This is a genomic window from Cellulomonas sp. plas2, assembly GCF_057221735.1.
Genome location: NZ_CM170155.1, coordinates 1,427,815 through 1,452,326 on the forward strand (window position 1 = coordinate 1,427,815; position 24,512 = coordinate 1,452,326).

At 76.3% G+C, this 24,512-nt stretch carries 19 protein-coding genes; 16 read left to right on the forward strand and 3 right to left on the reverse strand.

The annotated features are described in order from the left end of the window. Positions 1-7: 7 nt before the first annotated feature. A complete protein-coding gene (glgX, locus tag AC2TDM_RS06420; RefSeq protein ID WP_484636170.1) occupies positions 8-2,308 on the reverse strand; it encodes a glycogen debranching protein GlgX in 2,301 nt (766 codons plus the stop codon). Positions 2,309-2,439: 131 nt separating this feature from the next. Here glgX and AC2TDM_RS06425 point away from each other — a divergent pair, with 131 nt between their 5' ends. Both AC2TDM_RS06425 and AC2TDM_RS06430 read left to right on the forward strand, forming a co-directional pair. Then, complete coding sequence (locus tag AC2TDM_RS06425; RefSeq protein WP_484636171.1) at positions 2,440-3,252, forward strand: electron transfer flavoprotein subunit beta/FixA family protein; 813 nt, start codon at positions 2,440-2,442, stop codon at positions 3,250-3,252. 67 nt (positions 3,253-3,319) lie between these two features. Then, positions 3,320-4,333 carry an electron transfer flavoprotein subunit alpha/FixB family protein gene (locus tag AC2TDM_RS06430; protein ID WP_090032788.1) on the forward strand — a complete coding sequence of 338 codons (1,014 nt, stop codon included), beginning with the start codon at positions 3,320-3,322 and terminating at the stop codon, positions 4,331-4,333. 71 nt (positions 4,334-4,404) lie between these two features. Here the strand turns inward: AC2TDM_RS06430 and AC2TDM_RS06435 are convergent, their stop codons facing one another. Beyond that, positions 4,405-5,415, reverse strand: a complete 1,011-nt coding sequence (locus AC2TDM_RS06435) for a phosphotransferase family protein (protein WP_090032961.1) — start codon at positions 5,413-5,415, stop codon at positions 4,405-4,407. Between the two features lie 86 nt (positions 5,416-5,501). Here AC2TDM_RS06435 and AC2TDM_RS06440 point away from each other — a divergent pair, with 86 nt between their 5' ends. The 11 genes from AC2TDM_RS06440 (at position 5,502) to AC2TDM_RS06490 (ending at position 18,495) form a co-directional block, all read left to right on the forward strand. Continuing rightward, positions 5,502-6,716 (forward strand): cysteine desulfurase family protein, encoded by a 1,215-nt coding sequence (locus AC2TDM_RS06440; protein ID WP_484636172.1) that lies wholly within the window; start codon positions 5,502-5,504, stop codon positions 6,714-6,716. Next, complete coding sequence (mnmA, locus tag AC2TDM_RS06445) at positions 6,716-7,885, forward strand: tRNA 2-thiouridine(34) synthase MnmA (RefSeq protein WP_484636173.1); 1,170 nt, start codon at positions 6,716-6,718, stop codon at positions 7,883-7,885. The genes AC2TDM_RS06440 and mnmA overlap by 1 nt, the downstream gene beginning before the upstream one ends. Further along, positions 7,882-8,958: a uroporphyrinogen decarboxylase/cobalamine-independent methonine synthase family protein gene (locus AC2TDM_RS06450; protein WP_484636174.1), complete on the forward strand. Its 1,077-nt coding sequence runs from the start codon at positions 7,882-7,884 to the stop codon at positions 8,956-8,958. Before mnmA ends, AC2TDM_RS06450 begins: the two co-directional genes overlap by 4 nt. A gap of 129 nt (positions 8,959-9,087) precedes the next feature. Next, positions 9,088-11,613, forward strand: coding sequence for an NAD-dependent DNA ligase LigA (gene ligA / locus AC2TDM_RS06455; protein ID WP_484636175.1), 2,526 nt, complete (start codon positions 9,088-9,090; stop codon positions 11,611-11,613). Further along, positions 11,610-12,932, forward strand: a complete 1,323-nt coding sequence (locus AC2TDM_RS06460; RefSeq protein ID WP_239079074.1) for a GNAT family N-acetyltransferase — start codon at positions 11,610-11,612, stop codon at positions 12,930-12,932. The genes ligA and AC2TDM_RS06460 overlap by 4 nt, the downstream gene beginning before the upstream one ends. A gap of 61 nt (positions 12,933-12,993) precedes the next feature. After that, positions 12,994-13,416, forward strand: coding sequence for a pilus assembly protein CpaE (locus AC2TDM_RS06465; RefSeq protein ID WP_484636176.1), 423 nt, complete (start codon positions 12,994-12,996; stop codon positions 13,414-13,416). Positions 13,417-13,433: 17 nt separating this feature from the next. Next, positions 13,434-13,733 (forward strand): Asp-tRNA(Asn)/Glu-tRNA(Gln) amidotransferase subunit GatC, encoded by a 300-nt coding sequence (gene gatC, locus AC2TDM_RS06470; RefSeq protein ID WP_484636177.1) that lies wholly within the window; start codon positions 13,434-13,436, stop codon positions 13,731-13,733. Further along, positions 13,730-15,268, forward strand: a complete 1,539-nt coding sequence (gene gatA / locus AC2TDM_RS06475; protein WP_239079073.1) for an Asp-tRNA(Asn)/Glu-tRNA(Gln) amidotransferase subunit GatA — start codon at positions 13,730-13,732, stop codon at positions 15,266-15,268. The genes gatC and gatA overlap by 4 nt, the downstream gene beginning before the upstream one ends. Next, positions 15,265-16,773 carry an Asp-tRNA(Asn)/Glu-tRNA(Gln) amidotransferase subunit GatB gene (gene gatB / locus AC2TDM_RS06480; protein WP_484636178.1) on the forward strand — a complete coding sequence of 503 codons (1,509 nt, stop codon included), beginning with the start codon at positions 15,265-15,267 and terminating at the stop codon, positions 16,771-16,773. The genes gatA and gatB overlap by 4 nt, the downstream gene beginning before the upstream one ends. Before the next feature lie 13 nt (positions 16,774-16,786). Further along, on the forward strand, positions 16,787-17,344 hold the full coding sequence (locus AC2TDM_RS06485) for a GNAT family N-acetyltransferase (protein WP_484636179.1): 558 nt from the start codon (positions 16,787-16,789) through the stop codon (positions 17,342-17,344). A gap of 80 nt (positions 17,345-17,424) precedes the next feature. After that, the gene (locus tag AC2TDM_RS06490) at positions 17,425-18,495 is read left to right on the forward strand and encodes a 2-hydroxyacid dehydrogenase (RefSeq protein WP_484636180.1); all 1,071 of its coding nucleotides are present in this window, start codon (positions 17,425-17,427) and stop codon (positions 18,493-18,495) included. Positions 18,496-18,528: 33 nt separating this feature from the next. On the opposite strand, the gene AC2TDM_RS06495 is transcribed toward AC2TDM_RS06490, so the two are convergent. Next, positions 18,529-19,911, reverse strand: coding sequence for a cryptochrome/photolyase family protein (locus AC2TDM_RS06495; RefSeq protein WP_484636181.1), 1,383 nt, complete (start codon positions 19,909-19,911; stop codon positions 18,529-18,531). Between the two features lie 77 nt (positions 19,912-19,988). On the opposite strand from AC2TDM_RS06495, the gene AC2TDM_RS06500 reads away from it, so the two are divergent. The 3 genes from AC2TDM_RS06500 (at position 19,989) to ilvD (AC2TDM_RS06510) (ending at position 24,420) form a co-directional block, all read left to right on the forward strand. Next, entirely contained in the window at positions 19,989-20,654 is a 666-nt protein-coding gene (locus AC2TDM_RS06500) for a VOC family protein (RefSeq protein WP_484636182.1), read from the forward strand. Positions 20,655-20,757: 103 nt separating this feature from the next. Further along, positions 20,758-22,620 carry a dihydroxy-acid dehydratase gene (gene ilvD / locus AC2TDM_RS06505; RefSeq protein WP_484636183.1) on the forward strand — a complete coding sequence of 621 codons (1,863 nt, stop codon included), beginning with the start codon at positions 20,758-20,760 and terminating at the stop codon, positions 22,618-22,620. A gap of 69 nt (positions 22,621-22,689) precedes the next feature. Beyond that, positions 22,690-24,420 (forward strand): dihydroxy-acid dehydratase, encoded by a 1,731-nt coding sequence (gene ilvD, locus AC2TDM_RS06510; protein ID WP_484636184.1) that lies wholly within the window; start codon positions 22,690-22,692, stop codon positions 24,418-24,420. Positions 24,421-24,512 lie beyond the last annotated feature (92 nt).

The window sequence follows — 24,512 nt, forward strand, 5'->3', positions numbered from 1 at the left end:
GGATCCCTCAGCCCGCGACGTACAGCCGCAGGCTGAGCGGCTCGAGCAGCGCGGTGCCGTCGGGCGCGGGACGCAGGCCGCCCTCGATCGCCGCCGACCGCTCCTCCGCCGGGTGCTCCCAGACGGAGTCCCAGACGAGGCGCCACGCGGCGCCCCCGCCGCCGGGCAGGTCCGGGCAGGCGGCCAGCGTGACCGTCACGGGCGCCAGGCCGCCGTGCACGACGAGGAGGGTGGCGTCGTGGCCGTGGCCGTGGCCGTGGCCGTGGCCGTGGCGGTGGCCGTGGTCGTGGTCGTGGCCGGTGCCGGGTCCGTCGTCCGTGCCGTCCGTCGTCCGCACCATCTGCAGCGTCCGCAGGTCCGTCGAGTGCCACCGGGCGTGGTCCATGGCGTCGCCGGCGGCGTCGTACCAGGCCAGGTCCGGCGGGCCGCCCTCGCGCCGCGGCCGCCCCGTGAAGAAGCGGGGCGTGCGCAGCGTCGGGTGCAGCGCGCGCAGCTCGACGAGCCGTCGCGCCGTGGCTAGGAGGTCCTCCCGCCACGGCGAGCGGTCCCACCGCACCCACGACGTCTCGTCGTCCTGGCAGTACGCGTTGTTGTTGCCCTGCTGGGTGCGGCCCATCTCGTCGCCGGCGGTGATCATCGGGGTGCCGGCGGACAGCAGGAGCGTGGCGAGCAGGTTCCGCACGGAGCGGCGTCGCAGCGGGACGATCGCGGCGCCGGGGGAGTCCGCCGTCACGGGGCCCTCGATGCCGTGGTTCCAGGACCGGTTGTCGTCGGTCCCGTCCCGGTTGTTCTCCCCGTTCGCCAGGTTGTGCTTGTGGTCGTAGGCGACGAGGTCCGCCAGCGTGAAGCCGTCGTGGGCGGTCACGAAGTTCACGGACGCCACCGTGCCGCGGCTCAGGGGCGGATCTCCGTGCCCGAAGAGGTCGACGGAGCCGGACAGGCGCGTGGCCAGGTCCCGCAGCCGGTGCCCGGGCAGGCCGTGGGCGGCGCGGCCGGGGTCGGCGAGCCAGAAGGAGCGCACGGCGTTGCGGAACCGGTCGTTCCACTCGGCCAGGGGCTCGGGGAACTGCCCCGTGCGCCAGCCGCCCGAGCCGACGTCCCACGGCTCGGCGACCATCTTCAGCCCGTGCAGCACGGGGTCGGTCACCAGGGCGACGAGGAACGGGTGCTGCGGCGTGAACCCGCTCCAGTCGCGGCCCAGCGTCACCGCCAGGTCGAACCGGAACCCGTCCACGCCGACCACCTGCGCCCAGTACCGCAGGGAGTCCAGCGCGAGCCGCACGACCGCGGTGCGCCGGAAGTCGAGCGTGCTGCCGGTCCCCGTGACGTCGGCGTACGTGGCCGGGACGTTCCCGTCGTGCAGGTAGTACCGCGAGTTGTCCAGGCCGCGCCACGACAGGTGCTGGCCGCCCTGCCCGCCCTCCGCCGTGTGGTTGTAGACCACGTCGAGCAGGACCTCGAGCCCGGCGTCGTGCAGCGCGTGGACCGTGGCGCGCAGCTCCGCCAGGACGGCCGCCGGCCCGGCCGCGCGGGCGGCCGCGGTGGCGTACGCGGCGTGGGGCGCGAAGAACCCGAGCGTGCTGTAGCCCCAGTAGTTGCGCAGCCCCTTGGCGACGAGGTGCGGCTCGTCGGAGAAGGCGTGCACCGGCAGCAGCTCGACCGCGGTGACGCCGAGCGCGAGCAGGTGCGCGACCACCGCCGGGTGCGCGAGGCCCGCGTAGGTCCCGCGCAGCTCCGGCGGCAGGTGGTGGGCGAGGGCGGTCAGGCCCTTCACGTGCGCCTCGTAGACGACCGTGCGGTCCCACGGGACCCAGGGCCGGTTGACCGCCGGGTCCGGACCCGGCAGTGCCGCGACGTCGACGACGACGGCGTGCGGCACGGACCCGGCGGAGTCCCGGGGGTCGGCGGCGCCGTACCAGTCGCCCCGCAGCGCGTGGTCGACGACGTGGCCGTAGCTCTCGGGCCCGTGCCCCACCGCGCCCACGAGGCCGCGGGCGTACGGGTCGACGAGGAGCTTGGCCGGGTTGTGCCGCAGACCCGCGGCCGGGTCCCAGGCGCCATGGGCCCGGAAGCCGTAGCGCTGCCCCGGCCGCACACCGGGCACGGTGGCGCTCCACACCCCGTGCGACGGGCCGCGGAGCGGGACCCGCCGCTCGGCGGTGCCGCCCGACGGGTCCTCGTCGAGCAGGCACAGGTCGACGCCCGTGGCGTGCGAGGCGAGGACCGCCACCTCGACGCCGTCCCCGGCCACGTGCACGCCGAGGCGTGGGGGGGCGTCGCGGCGCGGGCTCGGCTGCACGGGTCCCATGATGGGGCAGGGCCGGGCCGGGCGGTGCGCCCGACCGGGTGGAACCCACGCCGTGACGGGCTGTGGACGGCTCACGGGCTCCCGCGGACGCGCGGGCGGGGGCGTCGCCGGGGCGCGGTAGCCTCGCGGGCGTGAGGATCGTGGTCTGCGTGAAGCACGTGCCCGACATCCAGTCCGAGCGCTCCCTGGGCGACGACGGGCGGACCGTGCGGGACGGGGGCGACGGCACCCTGAACGAGCTCGACGAGAACGCCGTCGAGGCGGCCCTGGCGCTGGTCGAGGCCCGCGGCGGCGACGACGACGAGGTCGTCGCGCTGACCGTCGGGCCGGAGGACGCCGTCGAGGCCGTGCGCAAGGCCCTCCAGATGGGCGCGGGCGCAGCCGTGCACGTGCTCGACGACCGCGTGGCCGGTGCGGACGCCGTCGGCACCGCGCAGGTCCTCGCCGCCGCCGTCCGCCACCTGGGCCAGGAGCGGCCGGTCGACCTCGTCGTGCTGGGCATGGCGGGCCTCGACGGCCTGACGTCGCTGCTGCCGACGATGCTCGGCGAGCTCCTCGGCGTGCCGGCGCTGCCGCTGGCCTCCGCGCTGGAGGTCGAGGGCGACGCGGCCTCGGGCGGGACGGTGCAGGTGCGGCGCGACCTCGACCACGCGAGCGAGACCCTGCGCGCCCCGCTGCCGGCGGTGGTGTCCGTGACGGACCAGGCCAACGACCCGCGCTACCCCGGCTTCAAGCAGATCATGGCGGCGCGCAAGGCCCCGGTCACCGTCCTGTCGCTCGACGACCTGGGGGTCGACCCGGCGCTCACCGGCGCGGTCGGGGCGCGCACGCAGGTGCTCGTCGCCCGTCCGCGTCCGCCGCGCGAGGACCGGGTGCTCGTGCAGGACACCGGCGACGGGGGCGTGCGGCTCGCGCAGTTCCTCGTCGAGCGCGGGCTCGTCTAGGCCCGGCACCAGCCCCACCTCCCCGCACCCGCCGCACCACGCCGTCCGCCGAGAGAGGCACCCCACCGTGACCGACACGACGACCGCCGCGCCCGCCCCCGTGCTGGTGCTGCTCGAGCACACGGCCGACGGGACGCTGCGCGCCCCCACGGACGAGCTGTGCACGGCGGCGCGCGGCCTCGCCGCCGGCGGCGCCGTCGAGGCGGTCTGGGTCGCCGGTGACGAGGGGGACACCCCCGCGCCCGCCGTGCTCGAGCACCTCGGCACGCTCGGCGTGGCCCGCGTGCACCGGCTGGTGGCGGAGGGCGGCACGCACGGCACGGCCCTCGTCGCCCAGGGGCTGACGACGCTGCTCGACGAGGTCGCCGGCGCGCGCGCGGTGCTGCTCGCGTCCTCCTTCGAGAACAAGGAGGTCGCGGCCCGGCTCGCCGTGCGCACGGGTGCCGGGGTCGTCACCGACGCGGACGACGTCGTCGTCGAGGACGGACGGGTCGTCACCGGCAAGACCGTGTTCGCGGGCACGTGGACCACGCGGTGCGCCGTGGCGACGCCGCTCGCGGTCGTCACGCTGAAGGCCAACGCCGTGCCGGCCGCGCCGGCGGAGGCGGCCACGGCGCCGGAGGTCGTCGACGTGCCGCTCGTCCCCGACGCCGTGGCGGCCGCCGTGACGCTCGTCGAGCGCACCGAGCGGGACGTCAGCGGGCGGCCCGACCTGTCGAGCGCCCACGTCGTCGTCGTCGGGGGCCGCGGCACGGAGGGCGACTTCTCGCCGGTCGAGGAGCTCGCCGACGTGCTCGGCGGGGCGGTCGGCGCGACGCGCGTCGCCACCGACGAGGGCTGGATCGCGCACGACGCGCAGATCGGCCAGACCGGCGTGACGATCTCGCCGCGGCTCTACATCGGCGCCGGGGTGTCCGGCGCGGTCCACCACCGCGGCGGCATGCAGGCCTCGGGGACGATCGTCGCCGTCAACGCCGACCCCGACGCGCCGATCTTCGAGATCGCCGACCTGGGCATCGTCGGCGACCTGTTCACCGTGCTGCCGCAGGCGGCCGCCGAGCTGCGGCGGCTGCGGGGCTGACGTCGTCGCCGGCTGCCGTGCCGCTGCGCGGCCGCCGGGCGGCGGCCCCCCGGACGCGCGGTCCCGCCGCGTCAGCTCAGGCGGCGCAGCCAGCCCAGCGCGGCGATGCCCTGCGCGTGCTGGAACCGGCGCAGGTTGGGGATGCCCCGTGGCGCCGGCTGGCGGGCGTTCCACACGAAGTACCCCGACAGCCCGGCGAGCGCCGCGCGCAGCTCGTCGTCGTGCACGCCGTCCGCCACCGGGTGGGAGCGGAACAGCTCGTCGGGGCGGCCGCCGCCCTGGAGGCTGACGCTCGGCAGCATGAAGGCCAGGTCGATCCAGGGCGCGCCCACGCTGGCGTGCGGCCAGTCGATGAACCAGACCCGGCGCTCGGCGTCGATGAGGACGTTGTCGGCGCGCAGGTCCCCGTGCACCAGAGCCTCACCCGCGAGCACCGCCGTGGCGTCCTGCTCCCACAGCACGAGCTGCTCCAGCTCGTGGCGGGTCCAGGCCGCGAGCTCGGCCGGCCAGACGAGCTCGTCGTGCGAGCCCGGCCGGTGCAGGAGGGCGGGATCCCCGTCGGCCAGCAGGTGCAGCCGCCGCCAGCCGGTGAAGTCCTCGGCCAGCAGGTCGTCCGTGCGCGGGAGGGCGTGGCCAGGCAGGGGCTCGGCGTCCGCCAGGGGCACGAGCGCGTCCAGCACGGCGGCGAGGTCCTGCTCGCGCCACGGCAGCTCCGGCGACCAGCCGTGCACGACCTCGAAGCCGAGGACCACCCACGTGCCGTCGTCGAAGGACCACTGCAGGCGGGGGGCGGGCACGTCGAGCGGCAGGCCCGCCGACACGCGGAGCTCCGAGCGCGCGAGCTCGACCGAGGTGGGGTTCTGCTCGGGAGACACCGCCTTGACGAAGACGTCGCGCCCGTCCGACAGCTCCAGCACGGAGGCGAAGCCCGGGGAGAAGCCCGTGGTCGCGCCGATCACCGCCGAGACGCGCGCGTGGCAGTGCTCCTCGATGCGGGTGCGGACCGAGCGGGGCAGGTCGCGCCAGTCGAGCCGCTGACCGCTGAAGGCGATCGGCAGCTCGACGGCGTCCTCGGGGCTCACGGCGGTCATCCTGCCAGGTCACGCCCGGCCACCGGCGGGTGCGACCGCCGCGTGGCGCCCGTCGGGGCGTCCGTAGACTGGCGACGATGAGCGCCTACCTGGACCACGCGGCGACCACGCCGCTGCTGCCGTCCGTCCGGCAGGTCCTCGCGGAGGCCTGGGGGCGGACCGGCAACCCCTCCTCGCTGCACGCGGCGGGCCGTGCGGCGCGCCGCGTCGTCGAGGAGTCGCGCGAGGCGGTGGCGGGGGCCCTGGGCGCGCGGCCGAGCGAGGTCGTGTGGACCTCCGGCGGCACCGAGGCCGACAACCTCGCCGTCAAGGGGCTGTTCTGGGGTCGGCGCACCACCGCACCCGAGCGGCGGCGCGTCCTCGTCGCCGCGGTCGAGCACCACGCCGTGCTCGACCCGGCGTTCTGGCTCGCCGAGCACGCGGGTGCCGAGGTGGTGCTGCTGCCCGTCGACGGCGAGGGCGTGCTGGACGTGGGCGCCCTGCGGGCGGAGCTCGAGCAGCGCGCCGCGACGACCGCGCTCGTCTCCGTCATGTGGGCGAACAACGAGGTCGGGGCGCTGCAGCCGCTCGACGAGGTGGTCGCGCTCGCGCACCGCCACGGCGTGCCCGTCCACGCGGATGCCGTGCAGGCGGTGGGGCAGCTGCCGGTCGACTTCGCCGCCTCCGGGCTGGACGCCATGACGGTCTCGGCGCACAAGACCGGGGGGCCGGGGGGCGTCGGCGCGCTCGTCGTGCGGCGCGACGCGCCCGTGACGCCCGTGCTGCACGGGGGCGGCCAGGAGCGCGGCATCCGGTCGGGGACGCTCGTCGCGCCGCTCGTGGCGGGCTTCGCCGCGGCGGTCACGGAGTCGGTGTCCGGGCTCGACGAGCACGCCCTGGCGCTGGCCGCGCTGCGCGACGACCTCGTCGCCCGCGTCCGCGCCGCGGTGCCGGACGCGGTCCTGCGGGGGCCCGCCGACACCGGCCGGCGCCTGCCCGGCAACGCCCACTTCACCTTCCCCGGCTGCGAGGGCGACTCCCTGCTCTACCTGCTGGACTCCGCCGGCGTCGAGGCCTCGACGGGCTCCGCCTGCCAGGCCGGCGTCGCGCAGCCGAGCCACGTGCTGCTGGCCATGGGGGTCGACGAGGCGGACGCGCGGGGCGCGCTGCGGTTCAGCCTGGGCCGCACCTCCACGGCCGCGGACGTCGACGCGCTGCTGGCCGTCCTGCCCGGGGCCGTCGAGCGGGCGCGGGCGGCGGGGCTGGTCGGCGGCGCGCTCGACGCGGCGACGCCGGTCGAGGTGGCCTCCTGATGCGGGTGCTCGCCGCCCTGTCCGGCGGGGTCGACTCGGCGGTCGCCGCGGCGCGGGCTCAGGAGGCCGGGCACGACGTCGTCGGCGTGCACATGGCGCTGTCACGGCAGCGGGAGCAGCACCGCACGGGGTCGCGGGGGTGCTGCTCCATCGAGGACGCGGGCGACGCGCGGCGGGCCGCGGACGTCCTGGGCATCCCCTTCTACGTGTGGGACCTGTCGGAGCGGTTCGAGCGGACCGTCGTGGCGGACTTCCTGTCCGAGTACGCGGCCGGTCGCACGCCCAACCCGTGCGTGCGGTGCAACGAGCACGTGAAGTTCGCGGCGCTGCTCGACAAGGCGCTGGCGCTGGGCTTCGACGCGGTCTGCACCGGGCACTACGCGCGCCTCGTCGCCGGGCCCGACGGGGTGCCGGCGCTGCACCGCGCCCGCGACGCGGCGAAGGACCAGTCCTACGTCCTGGCCGTCACCGGCCCGGAGCGGCTGGCGCGCACGCTGTTCCCGCTCGGGGACGCCGCGTCGAAGGACGAGGTGCGCCGCGAGGCCGCCGCGCGGGGCCTGCCCGTGGCCTCGAAGCCCGACTCCTACGACATCTGCTTCGTCGCCGACGGGGACACGCGCGGCTTCCTCGACCGCGCCCTGGGGACGCGGCCCGGGGAGGTCGTCGACACGGACGGGGCGGTCCTGGGCAGCCACGACGGGGCGCACGGCTTCACCGTGGGCCAGCGCAGGGGCCTGCGGCTGGGGCGCCCGGCGCCGGACGGGCGGCCGCGGTACGTGCTGGCGGTCGAGCCCGTCCGCAACCGCGTGGTGGTGGGGTCGGCGGAGGACCTCGCCGTCGGATGGGTCACCGCGGACCGGGCTGTCTGGTACGTGCCGGCGCCGGGGGCGGAGCCCGTCGACGTCCTCGTGCAGGTGCGCGCGCACGGCACGCCGGTGCCGGCGGTCGTGCGCCTGCGCGACGGCGTGCTCGACGTGCGGGTCGCCGAGGAGGCCGGGCTGCGCGGGGTCGCCGCGGGGCAGTCGCTGGTGCTGTACGACGGCGACCGCGTGCTGGGCCAGGCCACGGTGACGGGGGCGGGTCGCGCCCGCCGCGCTCCTGCCGACGACGCGCCGCCCCCGGGTGCGTCGGCGGACGCCCTCGCCGGCGCATCAGGCGAGGGCCGGTGACCGCGGTCACGGGGGCGGGCCCCTGGCCCGGGACGGACCCGTTGGAGGCGCAGGCCACGGTCGTCGGCGACCTCGCGGAGGTGCCGGACGGCGTCGTCGGGCTGCCGTTCTCCGTGCTGCTGCCCGCGCGGGGGCCGTGGGCCGACGCGACGGGCCGCGCCGCGGCGCTGCTCGCGGACCTGCCGGTCGAGCTCGGGCCGCACGGCTGGCGCCTCGCGGACCGGCCGGGGCACGACGCGGCGCGGGCGGCGGCGCTCCTGCGCCAGGACGTCGACGCGCTGGCCGTCGCCGCACACGGCTGGGACGGCCCGTGGGTGGTGCCCGTGCTCGGGCCGCTCTCGCTGGCCGCGAGCCTCTACCTCGCGCGCGGCGACCGCGCGGTGGGCGACGAGGGGGCGCTGCGCGAGCTGGCCGAGTCGCAGGCCGCGGGTCTGGGCGAGCACCTGGCGGCCCTCCGGCGGGCGCTGCCCGGTGCGCGGCCGCAGGTGCTGCTGCACGAGCCCCTGCTGGCGGCCGTCGTCGCCGGGGTCCTTCCGTCGTTCTCCGGCTACGCGCGCCTGCGGGCGGTGCCCGCACCGGTCGCAGCGGAGCGGGTGCGGACCGTGGCCGACGGGCTGCGCGCCGCCGGTGCCGAGGCCGTCGTCGTGCACGGCGGGGCGGCGCGGCTGGCGGTCCGGGTGGCGACGACGGCCGGGGTGGACGGCGTCGGGGTGACCGTCGCCGGGCTCGACGAGGCCGCTTGGGAGGGCGTGGCGGAGGTCGTGGAGGGCGGTACCGCCCTGTGGGCCCAGCTGCCCCCGCAGGCGTCGTCGCAGTGCGCCGGCCCGGACGTCGCCGGCCAGGCCGCGACGCTCCTCGACCCGTGGCGCCGCACCGGGCTGGAGGTGGCGCGGCTGCGGGACGTCGTGCTGCTCGACGGCGGTGCGTCGACGGGCGGCGGCGCGGCGGGCGGTACGGCGGGCGGTGCGGCGGGGGGTGCGGGGACCGGTGGGCGGTCGTCGGCCGACGCGCGGGCGGCGCTCGCGGGCCTGGCGCGCGCGGCGCTCGTCGTGGCGGAGCGCGCCGAGGGCTGAGCCGGTCCGGACGTGCACGTGCCGACACGTGTCGGTGCACGTGTCGGTGCACGTCTCGGTGCACGTCTCGGTGCACGTCTCGGTGCACGTCTCGGTGCACGTGTCGGTGGGGTGGGCCACGATGGCGCCATGACCAGCGCCACCCCCGGAGCCGCCGTGCCGTCCGCCGTGCCGTCCGCCGTCCCCCCGGCGTCCGCGGAGGTCCGCCACCGGTGGGACGGGCTGGCGCGGCGGGTGCGGGACTGGCAGTTCGCGTACTACGTCCGCGACGCCCCGGTGGTCAGCGACGCGGAGTACGACGAGGTGCTGCGTGCGCTTGCCGCCCTTGAGGAGGCCCATCCCGACCTGCGGACGCCCGACTCGCCGACCCAGCGCGTCGGCGGCACGTTCTCGACGGACTTCGCCGCCGTCGAGCACGTGGAGCGGATGCTCTCGCTCGACAACGCCTTCTCCGCGGAGGACCTGCGGGCGTGGGCCGACCGGGTGCAGCGCGACCTCGACGTCGCCGGGGCGGACCTGCACCACCTGTGCGAGCTGAAGATCGACGGGCTCGCCATCGCGCTGCTCTACGAGCGCACGGACGACGGGCCGGCCCGCCTCGTCCGTGCCGCGACCCGGGGTGACGGTCGCACGGGTGAGGACGTGACCCTCAACGTCCGCACCATCGCGACCATCCCGGCCGAGCTCGCGGGGGACCCCGCCGGGCACCCCGAGCTCATCGAGGTCCGGGGGGAGGTCTTCCTGCCGGTCGAGGCCTTCGCGGCGCTCAACGAGACGCAGGTGCGCGCGGGCAGGGCGCCCTTCGCCAACCCGCGGAACGCCGCTGCGGGATCCCTGCGGCAGAAGGACCCGCGTGTGACCGCCTCGCGACCGCTGCGGATGTACGCGCACGGCATCGGGGCGCTGCGGTGGGGCGCCGGCGGCGGCACCGGCGTGCAGCGGCAGAGCCAGGTCTACGACCTGCTCGCCGGCTGGGGGATCCCCGTCTCCTCCCACTCGCGCGTGCTCACGGGGCTCGACGAGGTCCTCGCCATGGTCGAGAGCGTCGGCGCGCACCGCCACGACGTCGAGCACGAGATCGACGGGCTCGTCGTCAAGGTCGACGAGATCGCGCTGCAGCGGCGCCTCGGCGCGACGAGCCGGGCCCCCCGCTGGGCGATCGCCTACAAGTACCCGCCGGAGGAGGTGAACACCCGCCTGCTCGCCATCGAGGTGGGCATCGGCCGGACCGGGCGTGCCACCCCGTTCGGCGTCATGGAGCCCGTCGTGGTCGCCGGGTCGACGGTGCGGCAGGCGACGCTGCACAACCAGGACGTCGTGGCCGCGAAGGGCGTCCGGGTCGGCGACGTGGTGGTGCTGCGCAAGGCGGGCGACGTCATCCCCGAGATCGTCGGCCCGGCGCCCGCCGCGCCGGACGACGACGTCCCCCGCATCACCTGGCACATGCCGCGCGACTGCCCCGAGTGCGGCACGCCGCTGCGGCCGATGCGGGAGGGCGACGTGGACCTGCGCTGCCCCAACGCGCGGGCGTGCCCCGCGCAGGTGCGGGGACGGGTGGAGCACATCGGGTCGCGCGGCGGGCTGGACATCGAGGCGCTGGGGGAGGTGACGGCCGCGGCGCTGACCCAGCCCGAGACCCCGGCGGTGCCCCCGGTGGTCAACGAGGCGGACCTGTTCGACCTCGTCGCGTACCCGTTGGACGCGCCCGCGGAGACCGTGGAGCGGGTCCGCCGGGCGAGCCTCGAGCGGCTGGCGCAGGTCGAGGTCGTCGTGCGCGACCCCGAGACGGGACTGCCGCGGCAGGACGAGGACGGGACGGTCCGCCGGCGCACGCCGTTCCGCCGGGTGCTGCGGCACGGCCGTGCCGCCCGGGCGGCGGCCGAGGCGGAGGGGCGCACCCTGCCCGACTGGGCGCCGTCGGAATCGGCGCTCACGCTGCTCGACCAGCTCGACGCCGCCAAGGGCAAGGAGCTGTGGCGGGTGCTCGTGTGCCTCAGCATCCGCAACGTGGGGCCCACGGCCGCCCGCGCCCTGGCCACGCACCTCGGGTCGATGGACGCGCTGGAGGAGGTCGTGGACGTCGGCCCCGAGCACGCGGTGGCGGAGCTGTCGCAGGTCGAGGGCATCGGCCCGGTCATCGCCGAGTCCATCGTGGACTGGTTCACCGGGCCCGACGGGGACTGGCACCGCGAGATCGTCCGGCGGTGGGCGGCCGCCGGCGTCCGCATGCGCGACGAGCGGGACGCCGGCGTCGAGCGCACGCTCGAAGGGCTGACCGTGGTCGTGACCGGCAGCCTCGAGCGGTTCAGCCGGGACTCGGCCAAGGAGGCCGTCCTCGCCCGTGGCGGCAAGGCCGCGGGCAGCGTCTCGAAGCGGACCGACTACGTCGTCGTCGGGGAGAACGCGGGCTCGAAGGAGGCCAAGGCCCGCGAGCTCGGTCTGCGCATCCTCGACGAGGAGGCCTTCGAGGTGCTCCTGGCCGGCGGGCCGGCGGCGCTCGGCCCGGCGGAGCAGGACCCGGCGGAGCAGGAGCCGGTGGAGCAGGAGCCGGTGGAGCAGGAGCCGGTGGAGCAGGAGCCGGTGGAGCAGGAGCCGGTGGAGCAGGAGCCGGTGGAGCAGGGGTCGGCAGCCGACGGGACCGAGGGCGAGGCGTGACGGCGCGCACGGCGGCAGCGCTGCCGCTCGGGGGCATCCCGCTCGCGCCCTGGTCGGTGGGGCCGGTCCGCGAGGACGAGCTCGACGCCGTCGGGGCGCTGACCGCCGGCGCGTACCTCGCGGACGGGCTGCTCGACGGCGACGACGAGTACGAGGCCGAGCTGCGCGACGCGCGGTCCCGGTGGCGCGACGCGTCGTTGCTCGTCGCCCGCACCGACGACGGGGCCGTGCTCGGCTCGCTGACGGTCGCCCCGCACGGCTCGCCCTTCGCGGAGGTCGCGCGGCCGGGCGAGGTGGAGCTGCGCATGCTCGCGGTCGACCCGGCGGCACGCGGCCGGGGCGTGGCGGAGGAGCTCGTGCGGGCGGCCCTGGTCCGCGCGGTCCTCGACCGTCGTGCGGGGGTCGTGCTCTCCACCCTCGACTCCATGCTCACCGCGCACCGGCTGTACGCCCGCCTGGGCTTCCGGCCCGCGCCCGAGCGGGACTGGGACGCCGACGACGGGTTCGTGCTGCGGGTCCACACCTGGTCGCCGCCGCCCGCGCCCGGCGCCGCCGTCGAGCGCGCGGTGTGGCCGCCGCTGCGCACGACGACGACGGCCGCCGGCTGGACGGTCGGGCTGTCCGAGGGCCTGACGCGGCGCGCCAACAGCGCGACGCCGCCCCCGCCCGCGGACGGCGTCGCAGGCCCGGACGAGCGCGACGTGGCGACGCTGCTCGAGGGGCTCGACGAGGTCGAGGCGGTGTACGCCGCGGCCGCCCTGCCGACCACCGTGCGGGTCGACGGGCCGCTCGGTGCGCCAACCGGGCCGCTGTCCGCGGCGCTGCGCGCGCGGGGCTACGCCCTCCGGGCGACCACGCTCGTCCTGGTCGCGGCGCTCCCGGCCGTGCCCGCCACGGCCCTGCCGCCGGCCGACGGCGTCACGGTCACGGCGTCCCCCGAGCCCGACGACGCCTGGGTGCGGCTGTGGCTGGCGGAGAAGGCCGACGGCGACGGTCGCGCGGCCGACGTCGGCCGCCGGCTGCTCACCGGTGCGCCCGCCGCGTACCTCACGGCGTGGCGGTCCGGCGCCGCGGTGGGCGTGCTGCGGGTGGCGCCCGCCGACGGGTGGGCCGCGCTCGCGTGCCTCGTCGTCGACCCGCAGGAGCGACGACGCGGGACGGCGCGACGCCTCGTCGAGGCGGGGCTGCAGCACGCGGCCCGGGAGGGGGCGGCACGCGCGTTCCTGCAGGTCGAGGTCGAGAACCACGCGGCGCGCCGGCTGTACGCCCGGTGGGGCTTCCTGCCGGCCGACGCCTACCACTACGCGGAGCGCCCGTGAGTCGCGCCACGGGCGCGTCGCCCGCCCGGCGGCCCGCCCGGGCCACGGCGATACTGGCGCGATGATCTCCCTGCTGAACGCCGAGCGGCTCCGCGCCGCCGGGCTGCGCTGGTCGCCCGCGCCGGGCGACCGGTTCACCCTGCGGTCCGAGCAGCTCGAGGACCAGGTGTTCACGATCTCCGACATGGTCGTCGAGGCGCACCGGTACGAGACCGGGACCGTGCTGGGCTTCAACGGCACGACGGAGTGGGCGCTGGACTCCGTCCGGCAGGAGGACGCGCTGTGGCTGCCGCGCGAGGACCAGCTGCGCGACCTCCTCGGCCGGACGTTCCGGAGCCTCGCGCGGTCGACCGACGGCCGCTACCAGGTGCTCGTGGAGCTGGCGTCCCGTCCGGAGCAGGTGTTCACCGCCGACACGGCCGAGGACGCCTACGCCGAGGCGCTGCTGGCGCTGGTCTCGGCCGCCCGGGAGCCCGTGGCCTGACGTCTAGACTCGCGGCCATGTCCACCCTCTCCCGCGACGAGGTCGCGCGCGTGGCCGGGCTGGCCCGCATCGAGCTGACGGAGGCCGAGCTGCACCGGCTCGCCGGTGAGCTCGACGTCATCGTCCAGTCCGTCGCGCGCGTGAGCGAGATCGCGACGCCCGACGTGCCCGCCACCAGCCACCCGCTGCCCCTGACGAACGTCTTCCGGCCGGACGTGCCGGTGGCGCCGCTGGACCGCGGCGCGGTCCTGGCCGCCGCGCCGGCCGACGAGGAGGGCCGGTTCGCGGTCCCGCAGATCCTGGGCGAGGAGGCGTGAGCGCCGTGACGAGCGGGGCCCCCGCGGACCTGACGCGCCGCAGCGCCGCGCAGCTCGCGGAGGCGCTGGCCGCCGGCGAGGTCTCCAGCGTCGAGGTCACGCAGGCGCACCTCGACCGGATCGCGGCGGTCGAGCCGGCCGTCCACGCCTTCCTGCACGTCAGCGGCGAGGACGCCCTCGCCACCGCCGCGGACGTCGACGCGCGGCGCGCCCGCGGCGAAGAGCTGCACGCGCTGGCCGGCGTGCCGATCGCCGTGAAGGACGTGGTCGTCACGCAGGGGGTGCCCACCACCGCCGGCTCGCGCATCCTCGAGGGGTGGCGGCCGCCGTACGACGCGACCCTCGTCGCCCGCATCAAGGCCGCGGGCCTGCCGATCCTCGGCAAGACCAACATGGACGAGTTCGCGATGGGCTCGTCCACCGAGCACTCGGCGTACGGGGACACGCACAACCCGTGGGACCTCGATCGCATCCCCGGCGGCTCCGGCGGCGGGTCCGCGGCCGCGGTGGCCGCCTTCGAGGCGCCGCTGGCGATCGGGACGGACACCGGCGGCTCCATCCGCCAGCCCGCCGCCGTCACGGGCACGGTCGGGGTGAAGCCGACCTACGGCTCGGTGTCGCGGTACGGCCTCATCGCGCTCGCCTCCAGCCTCGACCAGGCCGGCCCCTGCACGCGCACGGTCCTGGACTCGGCGCTGCTGCACGCGCTCGTCGGCGGCCACGACCCGCTCGACTCGACCTCGATCCCCGAGCCGCTGCCCGACGTGGTCGGCGCGGCCCGGCGCGGTGCCGACGGCGACCTGTCGGGCGTGCGCGTCGGCGTCGTCCGCGAGCTGCAGGGCGAGGGCTACCAGGCGGGCGTGCTGGCCCGCTTCGAGGAGTCCCTGACGCTGCTGCGGGAGGCGGGCGCCGAGGTCGTCGAGGTGTCCTGCCCGCACTTCGGCTACGCGCTCGAGGCGTACTACCTCATCCTCCCGGCCGAGGCGTCGAGCAACCTCGCGAAGTTCGACGGCATGCGGTTCGGCCTGCGCGTGGAGCCCGAGGACGGCCCGGTCACGGCGGAGCGCGTCATGGCCGCCACCCGCGGCCGCGGCTTCGGCGACGAGGTCAAGCGCCGGATCATCCTCGGCACGTACGCGCTGTCCGCGGGCTACTACGACGCCTACTACGGGTCGGCCCAGAAGGTGCGCACGCTCATCCAGCGCGACTTCGCCGCGGCCTTCGCGCAGGCCGACGTCCTCGTCTCGCCGACCGCGCCCACCACGGCCTTCCGCCTGGGGGAGAAGCTCGACGACCCGCTGGCGATGTACCTCAACGACGTCGCGACGATCCCGGTGAACCTCGCCGGGGTGCCGGGGCTGTCCCTGCCGGCGGGCCTGTCGGACGACGGGCTGCCCGTGGGCTTCCAGGTCATCGCGCCCGCGAAGGCCGACGACCGTCTCTACCGCGTCGGAGCCGCCCTCGAGGCGGCCCTCGAAAGCCGCTGGGGCGGCCCGCTGCTCGCGCAGGCCCCCGAGCTGGAGGTGCAGCGATGACCACGACCACCCCGGCCCTCGTCGGCTACGACGACGCCGTCGCCCGCTACGACACCGTCTTCGGCATCGAGGTGCACGTCGAGCTCGGCACCCGCACGAAGATGTTCGACGGCGCGGAGGTCGCCTTCGGCGGCGAGCCGAACACCCAGGTGACCCCCGTCTCGCTCGGCCTGCCGGGCGCGCTGCCCGTCGTCAACGCCACCGCCGTGGAGTACGCGATCCGCATCGGCCTCGCGCTGAACTGCTCGATCGCCGAGAGCTGCCGCTTCGCGCGGAAGAACTACTTCTACCCGGACGTCCCGAAGAACTTCCAGACCTCGCAGTACGACGAGCCCATCGCCCACGACGGCTGGGTCGACGTCGAGCTCGAGGACGGGTCGACCTTCCGTGTGGAGATCGAGCGCGCGCACATGGAGGAGGACGCCGGCAAGAACACCCACGTCGGCGGCCTCACGGGCCGCATCCACGGCGCGGAGTACTCCCTCGTCGACTACAACCGCGCCGGCATCCCCCTCGTCGAGATCGTCACGCGACCCGTCGTCGGGGCCGGTGCCCGCGCGCCCGAGGTCGCGCGTGCCTACGTGCAGACCCTGCGCGACCTGTTCCGCACCCTGGGTGTCTCGGAGGCCCGCATGGAACGCGGGAACGTCCGAGCGGACGTGAACGTCTCGTTGCGCACGTCGCCCGACGCCCCCCTCGGCACGCGGACGGAGACGAAGAACGTCAACTCGTTCCGCTCGGTGGAGCGGGCGGTCCGCTACGAGGTGTCGCGGCAGGCGGCCGTGCTCGACGAGGGCGGCACCGTCGTGCAGGAGACGCGGCACTGGCACGAGGACCGCGGCGAGACGTCCCCGGGGCGCGTGAAGTCGGACGCCGAGGACTACCGGTACTTCCCCGAGCCCGACCTCGTCCCGGTCGTCCCCGACCCGGCGTGGGTCGAGAGCATCCGCGCGGCCCTGCCGGAGCTGCCCGCCGCCCGGCGCCGCCGGCTCCAGGGCGAGTGGGGCTACGCCGACGCCGAGATGCGCGACGTGGTCAACGCCGGCGCGGTCGAGCTCATCGAGGCCACCGTCGCCGGTGGCGCGAGCCCGGCGGCCGCCCGCAAGTGGTGGATGGGGGAGCTGGCCCGCACCGCCAAGCAGGACGGCACCGAGCTCGCCGAGCTGCCCATCACGCCGGCGCAGATCGCGGCGCTGCAGGGCCTCGTCGACGCGGGCCGCATCAACGACAAGCTCGCGCGGCAGGTCCTCGAGGGCGTGCTGGCGGGCGAGGGCGACCCCGAGGCGGTGCTCGTCGCGCGCGGCCTGGAGATCGTGTCCGACGACGGGCCGCTGCTCGCGGCGATCGACGCGGCGCTCGCGGCGCAGCCCGACGTCGCCGACAAGATCCGCGGCGGCAACCTCGGACCCGTCGGCGCGATCATCGGCGCCGTCATGAAGGCCACCCGCGGTCAGGCCGACGCGGGCCGGGTGCGCGAGCTCGTCCTCGAGCGCGTCGCCGGCTGAGGGGGCGCGGGGCGTGGAGAAGCCCACGCTGATCGGCGAGATGGTCGTCCTGCGGCCCGTCCGGGCCGGTGACGCCGACGCCCTCTGGGAGTCCGTCACCGACCCGGAGGGCCGCCGCCTGGCCGGGAGCACCCGGACGTTCACGCGCCGCGAGGTCGAGCGGTGGGCGGCCACGGTCGCCGACGCGGAGGACCGCGTCGACCTGGCGATCACCGCCCACGGCTCCGACGAGTACCTGGGCGAGATCGTGCTGAGCGACATCGACGAGGTCGCGGGCTCCGCGCGGCTGCGGCTCGCGATGCGGCCCGCCTACCGCGGTCGTGGGTACGGCACCGAGGCGATCGAGCTCGTCCTCGGGCTGGCCTTCGACGGGCTCGCCCTGCACCGCGTCGGCCTCGAGGTGCTCGCCATCAACCCCCGGGTGCAGTCGCTCTACGCGAACCTCGGGTTCGTCGTCGAGGGGCGGTTGCGCGAGGCGGCCCGCGACGGGGACCGCTGGTGCGACGCGGTCGTCATGGGCCTGCTCGAGGACGAGTACCGGGCGGGACGGCAGGCGCCGCAGCTCGGGTGACACCGCCGTGACACCGCCGTGACACCGCCGTGACACCGCCGGGAGACGGCCGCGCGCCGGCCGCAGGGCAGGATGGCGGCGTGCTCACCGTGACCCTGCCCGACGACGACCTGCTCACCCGCCTCGCAGACCTCGACGGGCGCCCCGTGCCCGAGGGCGTGGTGCTCGGTGCGGGGTCGGGGCTGCCCGGCCCGCCGCTGCCGGGCGGGCGCGTCCGGCTCGTCGGCTGGGACGTCGCGTCCCCGCTCGACCCGGCGGTGGCCGACGAGGTGTCGGTCGTCGTCATCCCGCACTACTTCGTCCGGCCCGGCGCCTTCGACGCCCTCGCGCAGGTGCCGCACCTGCGCCTGCTGCAGCTGCCGAGCGCCGGGTACGAGCACGCCCTGCCGCACGTGCCGCCGGGCGTCGCGCTGGCCAACGGGCGCGGGATCCACGACGCCGGCACGGCCGAGCTGGCGCTCGGGCTCGTGCTGGCCTCGCAGCGGGGGCTCGACGACGCCCTCCGCGACCAGGCGCAGGGACGCTGGGCGCCGCGCCTGCGGTCCTCGCTGGCGGACCGGCGGGTGCTCGTCGTGGGCTACGGCTCGGTCGGCGCCGCGATCGCGCGGCGGCTGGAGGCGTTCGAGACCGAGGTCGTGCGGGTCGCGTCACGGCCGCGGGAGGAGCCCGAGGGGCACGTGCACGGCGTGGACGAGCTGCCCGCGCTCCTGCCGGGCGCGGACGTCGTCGTCCTGGCCACGCCGCTCACCGAGCGGACGAGGGGACTCGTGGACGCCGCCTTCCTCGCCCGGATGCCCGACGGCGCCCTGCTGGTCAACGTCGCGCGGGGCGCGGTCGTCGACACCGCGGCGCTGCTGGCGGAGCTCACGTCCGGCCGGCTGCGCGCCGCGCTGGACGTCACCGACCCTGAGCCGCTACCCGCCGACCACCCGCTGTGGTCCGCGCCCGGCGTGCTCATCACCCCGCACCTCGGCGGCAACGTCGACGCCGCCCTGCCCCGCACGGCCGCGCTCGTCCGGCGCCAGCTCGAGGCGCTCCTCGCCGGCCGGCCGCCGGTCAACCTCGTCGCCGTGCCCGACCGCGCGCCCGACCGCGCGCCCGACCGCGCGCCCGACCGCGCGCCCGACCGCGCGCCCGACCACGTGAGCTGACCCTCGAACCCGTCGTGGCGGCGGAACCCTGCGTCAGTCCCGCGCGCGCTGCAGGTCTGCCAGGGCGCGCTCGCGCTCGCGGGCGTGGTCGACGATGCGCTCGGGGTAGTCCGGAGGTGCGGTCAGCCCGAGCTCCCACGGCTTGTGCACCGCAGCTCCGGGGACGTCCCGCAGCTCCGGCACCCACCGGCGCACGTAGTCGCCGTCCGGGTCGAACTTCTCGCCCTGCAGCACCGGGTTGAAGACGCGGAAGTAGGGCGCGGCGTCGCGGCCCGTGCCCGCCACCCACTGCCAGTTGAGCTGGTTCTGCGGCACGTCCCCGTCGACGAGCCGCGCCATGAAGTGCGCCGCCCCGCGCTGCCACCGGATGTGCAGGTCCTTGACGAGGAACGACGCGGTGATCATCCGCACGCGGTTGTGCATCCACCCCAGCGCCAGGAGCTGCCGCATGCCCGCGTCGACGACCGGGTAGCCCGTGCGGCCGGCCGTCCACGCCTCGAACAGGCGGTCGGCCTCGGGCCCGTCCGCCCACGCGTCGGCGGGCAGCACCTCGCGCAGCGACTCCTCCCGGGCCGCCGGCCGGTGCCACATGACGTCGGCGTGGAACTCGCGCCACGCCAGCTCGGAGCGGTAGGAGTCCACGTCCGCCTGCCCCGGGCCGCCCGGTCCCGGACGCACCGCCGCCAGGTCGGCCAGCAGCGTGCGCGGGTGCAGCTCACCCCACTTGAGCGGGATCGACATGACGGAGGTGACGTCCTCGTCGGGCCGGTTGCGGCGCTCGGCGTAGCCGGGCAGGTCGTGCTCGAGGAAGTGGTGCCAGCGCCGGCGGGCCGCCGCCTCGCCGGCCGTGGACAGCTCGACGTCCGTCGGGACGGCGGCGGGCACCCCGTCGGACGGCAGGACCGCCCACGGCACGGACCGGGGCCGGGGGGCGGGGGAGTGCCAGCCGTGCGCGAGCCAGGCCCGGCGGAAGGGCGTGAAGACCTTGAACTCCTCGCCGCCGCCCGTGCTGAGCCGGCCGGGCGCGACGGCGTACGGCGAGCCCGTCCGCACGAGCGCCACGCCCGCCGACGTCAGCGCCCGCTCCACGCGCTCGTCGCGCCGGCGGCCGTACGGCTCCGTCGCGGCCGTCACGTGGACGCTGCCCGCGCCGGCCTCCTGCGCGACGGCGGGCACGACCTGCTCCGGCCGGCCCCGCCGCACGACGAGCCGCCCGTCGAGCGACGCGTCGAGCGCGGCGAGCGCGGCCGCCAGGTAGGCCAGGCGCGGCGCGCCGGCGACGTCCCACAGGTGGTCGTCGAGGACGTACAGCGGGACGACCTCCGTCCCGTGCGCGCGGGCCTCCTCGACCGCCGCGACGAGCGCGGGGTGGTCGGACAGGCGCAGGTCCCGGCGGAACCACAGCACGGTGGGCACGCGCCGACGCTAGCGGCGCCCGCGCCGGCCGCGCGCTCCGGTCATCACGGGCGGCCCTCAGGTGGCACGGTGGGCCCATGGCTGACGACGAGGTCCTGGCGCACGGGCGCGTGCTGGCGGCGGTCGACGCCCGGCACTGGCGGGTCGTTCTCGGGACGCTGCGGGCGGTCTTCACGGGTCCCGACTTCGCCACCGGCGCCGAGCTGGTGCAGCAGGTCGCCGAGGCGGCGGAGGCCGCGGGGCACCACCCCGAGGTGCTGCTGCGCTTGGGCAGCGTGACCGTGACGCTCGTCTCCCACGACGTCGGCGGGCTGACGGCCCGTGACGTGGCGCTCGCCCGGACCGTCTCGGCGCTGGCCGACCGGCTGGGCCTCGAGGGCGCGCCGGAGCGGGTCCAGGCGGTGGAGCTCGCGGTCGACGCCCTCGACGAGCCGGCCGTGCGCCCCTTCTGGCGGGCCGTCCTCGGCTACGCCGACGAGCGTAGGGGTGACTCCCTCGTCGGGCCCACGGGCGAGGGGCCGTCGGTCTGGTTCCAGCGCATGGATGACCCGCGGCCGCAGCGCAACCGGCTGCACGTGGACGTGTCGGTGGGCGAGGACGAGGCGCCCCGGCGCGTCGCGGCGGCGCTCGCGGCCGGCGGGCGGCTCGTGTCCGACGAGCGCGCGCCGCGGTTCTGGGTGCTGGCCGACGCGGAGGGCAACGAGGTGTGCGTCTGCACGTGGCAGGGCCGGCCGACGTCCTGAACGACGGCCCCGCCGACGGGCTGACCGCAGGACGGACGCGCGCGGGAGGGCCGCGGACCGCGCCGTACCGTGAGGGCCCACCCCACCGAAGGAGCCGCTCGCGATGAGCCGTCCGCTGCGTTCGCGCACGTCCACCCACGGCCGGAACATGGCCGGCGCCCGCGCCCTCTGGCGCGCCACGGGCATGGGCAGCGAGGACTTCGGCAAGCCCATCGTCGCGATCGCGAACTCCTACACGCAGTTCGTCCCGGGGCACGTGCACCTCAAGGACATGGGCGACCTCGTCGCCTCCGCGATCCGCGAGGCCGGCGGCGTCGCCAAGGAGTTCAACACCATCGCGGTCGACGACGGCATCGCCATGGGCCACGGCGGGATGCTCTACTCCCTGCCCAGCCGCGACCTCATCGCCGACTCGGTCGAGTACATGGTCAACGCGCACACCGCGGACGCGCTCGTGTGCATCTCCAACTGCGACAAGATCACGCCGGGCATGCTCAACGCGGCGCTGCGGCTGAACATCCCGGTGGTCTTCGTGTCCGGCGGGCCGATGGAGGCCGGCAAGGCCGTCGTCGCCGACGGGGTGGCGCGCACGCCGCTCAACCTCATCAACGCGATCAACCTCTCCGCCGACGAGGGCGTCTCCGGCGAGGCGCTGGCGACGGTGGAGGAGAACGCTTGCCCGACGTGCGGGTCGTGCTCGGGCATGTTCACCGCGAACTCCATGAACTGCCTCACCGAGGCCCTCGGGCTCTCGCTGCCCGGCAACGGCTCGACGCTGGCCACGCACAGCGCGCGGCGCGAGCTGTTCCTCGAGGCCGGGCGCACGGTCGTCGCCCTCGCGAAGCGCTACTACGACGACGAGGACGACACCGCCGCCCCCCGGGGCATCGCCACCCGCGCCGCGTTCGCCAACGCCATGGCGCTCGACGTGGCGATGGGCGGCTCGACGAACACCGTGCTGCACGTGCTGGCCGCCGCGCAGGAGGCGGAGGTCGACTTCACGCTGGCCGACATCGACGCCATCTCGCGCCGGGTCCCGTGCCTGGCGAAGGTCGCGCCGAACCACCCGGACTACCACATGGAGGACGTGCACCGGGCGGGGGGCATCCCGGCGCTGCTCGGCGAGCTCGACCGCGCGGGCCTCCTCGACCACGACGTGACCAGCGTGCACACCCCGACGCTGCACGCGTGGCTCGACGACTGGGACGTGCGCGGCGGCAAGGCCACGGAGCGTGCCCGGGCCCTGTTCCACGCGGCGCCCGGCGGCGTGCGCACGACGCAGGCCTTCTCGACGAGCAACGTCTGGGACTCCCTCGACACGGACGCTGTCGGCGGCTGCATCCGCGACGTCGCCCACGCCTACACCGTCGAGGGCGGCCTGGCCGTGCTGCGCGGCAACCTCGCCGAGGACGGCGCCGTGCTCAAGACCGCCGGCATCGACCCCGACGTCTTCCACTTCGTCGGCCGCGCGCTGGTCTGCGAGTCGCAGGAGGAGGCCGTCGACCGGATCCTGCGCAAGGAGGTCGAGCCCGGCCACGTCGTCGTCGTGCGGTACGAGGGCCCGTCCGGCGGGCCGGGCATGCAGGAGATGCTGTACCCGACGTCCTTCCTCAAGGGCCGGGGCCTGGGCAAGGTCTGCGCGCTCATCACCGACGGGCGCTTCTCCGGCGGGTCGTCCGGCATCTCCGTGGGGCACGTCTCGCCCGAGGCGGCGGCCGGTGGGGTGATCGGGCTCGTCGAGGACGGCGACAGGATCGAGATCGACGTGGAGACCCGCCTCATCCGGCTGGACGTGCCTGACGAGGTCCTCGCCGAGCGCCGCGCGAAGATGGAGGCCTCGGAGCACCCGTGGCAGCCCGTCGCGCGCGACCGGTACGTCTCGAAGGCCCTGCAGGCCTACGCTGCCATGGCGACGAGCGCCGACCGCGGCGCCGTGCGCGACCTGAGCCGCACCCGCCGCGCCTGACGCCCCGGGGCCGCGCGCCGCCGCGGGCGTGCGCGACGTCGGGCGGTGGGGCGGACGTAGAGTCGCGCCATGACGGACACCGTGACGGACACCGTGGCCGGGGTCACCCCGGGCGTCGACATCAAGCCGCGTTCCCGCCAGGTCACCGACGGGCTCGAGGCCACCGCCGCGCGCGGCATGCTGCGGGCGGTCGGCCTGGGCGACGAGGACTTCGCCAAGCCCCAGGTCGGCGTGGCCAGCTCCTGGAACGAGATCACGCCCTGCAACCTGTCGCTGGACCGGCTCGCCAAGGCCGTGAAGAACGGCGTGCACGCGGCCGGCGGGTACCCGCTGGAGTTCGGGACGATCTCCGTCTCCGACGGCATCTCCATGGGCCACGAGGGCATGCACTTCTCGCTCGTGAGCCGCGACGTCATCGCCGACTCGGTCGAGACGGTCATGCAGGCCGAGCGGCTCGACGGGTCCGTGCTGCTGGCCGGCTGCGACAAGTCGCTGCCGGGGATGCTCATGGCGGCGGCGCGCCTGGACCTGGCCAGCGTCTTCCTCTACGCCGGCTCGATCATGCCGGGCTGGGTCAAGCTGTCCGACGGCACGGAGAAGGACGTCACGATCATCGACGCCTTCGAGGCGGTCGGGGCGTGCGCGCGCGGGCTCATGAGCCGCGAGGACGTCGACCGCATCGAGCGCGCGATCTGCCCGGGCGAGGGCGCCTGCGGTGGCATGTACACGGCCAACACCATGGCGTCCGTCGCCGAGGCGCTCGGCATGTCGCTGCCGGGGTCGGCGGCGCCGCCCAGCGCGGACCGTCGCCGCGACCAGTTCGCGCACCGCTCCGGGGAGGCCGTCGTCGAGCTGCTGCGCCGCGGCATCACGGCGCGCCAGATCATGACGAAGGAGGCGTTCGAGAACGCGATCGCCGTGGTCATGGCCTTCGGCGGCTCGACGAACGCAGTGCTGCACCTGCTGGCGATCGCGCACGAGGCCGAGGTCGACCTCACGCTCGACGACTTCTCCCGCGTCGCCGCGAAGGTGCCGCACCTCGGGGACCTCAAGCCGTTCGGGCGGTACGTCATGGACGACGTGGACCGGATCGGTGGCGTCCCCGTCGTCATGAAGGCGCTGCTCGACGCCGGCCTGCTGCACGGCGACTGCCTCACGGTGACCGGCCGGACGATGGCGGAGAACCTCGCCGACATCGCGCCGCCGGACCCGGACGGCAAGATCCTGCGGGCGCTCGACGACCCGATCCACCGCACGGGCGGCATCACGATCCTGCACGGCTCCCTGGCGCCGGAGGGCGCCGTCGTGAAGTCGGCCGGCTTCGACTCCGACGTCTTCGAAGGGACGGCGCGGGTCTTCGAGCGCGAGCGCGCGGCGATGGACGCGCTGGAGGACGGCACCATCCGCGCCGGCGACGTCGTCGTCATCCGCTACGAGGGCCCCAAGGGCGGCCCGGGCATGCGCGAGATGCTCGCCATCACCGGGGCGATCAAGGGGGCGGGCCTGGGCAAGGACGTCCTGCTCCTCACCGACGGCCGGTTCTCGGGCGGGACGACCGGGCTGTGCGTCGGCCACGTCGCCCCCGAGGCGGTGGACGCGGGCCCCATCGCGTTCGTCCGTGACGGCGACCGCATCCGGCTCGACGTCGCCTCGGGGACGCTCGACCTGCTCGTCGAGCCCGCCGAGCTGGAGGCGCGGCGCGCGGGCTGGGAGCCGCTGCCGCCGCGGTTCACGCGCGGCGTCCTGGCGAAGTACCAGAAGCTCGTGCAGTCGGCCTCGCGCGGGGCCGTGCTCATCTGACGGTCGCGGCCGTGGGTGCGGGCGGGCGGGTGCTCACGCCCGTCCGGCCGCACCATCGGTCTCGGACGTGGTGTCCGCAACACGGACACGTG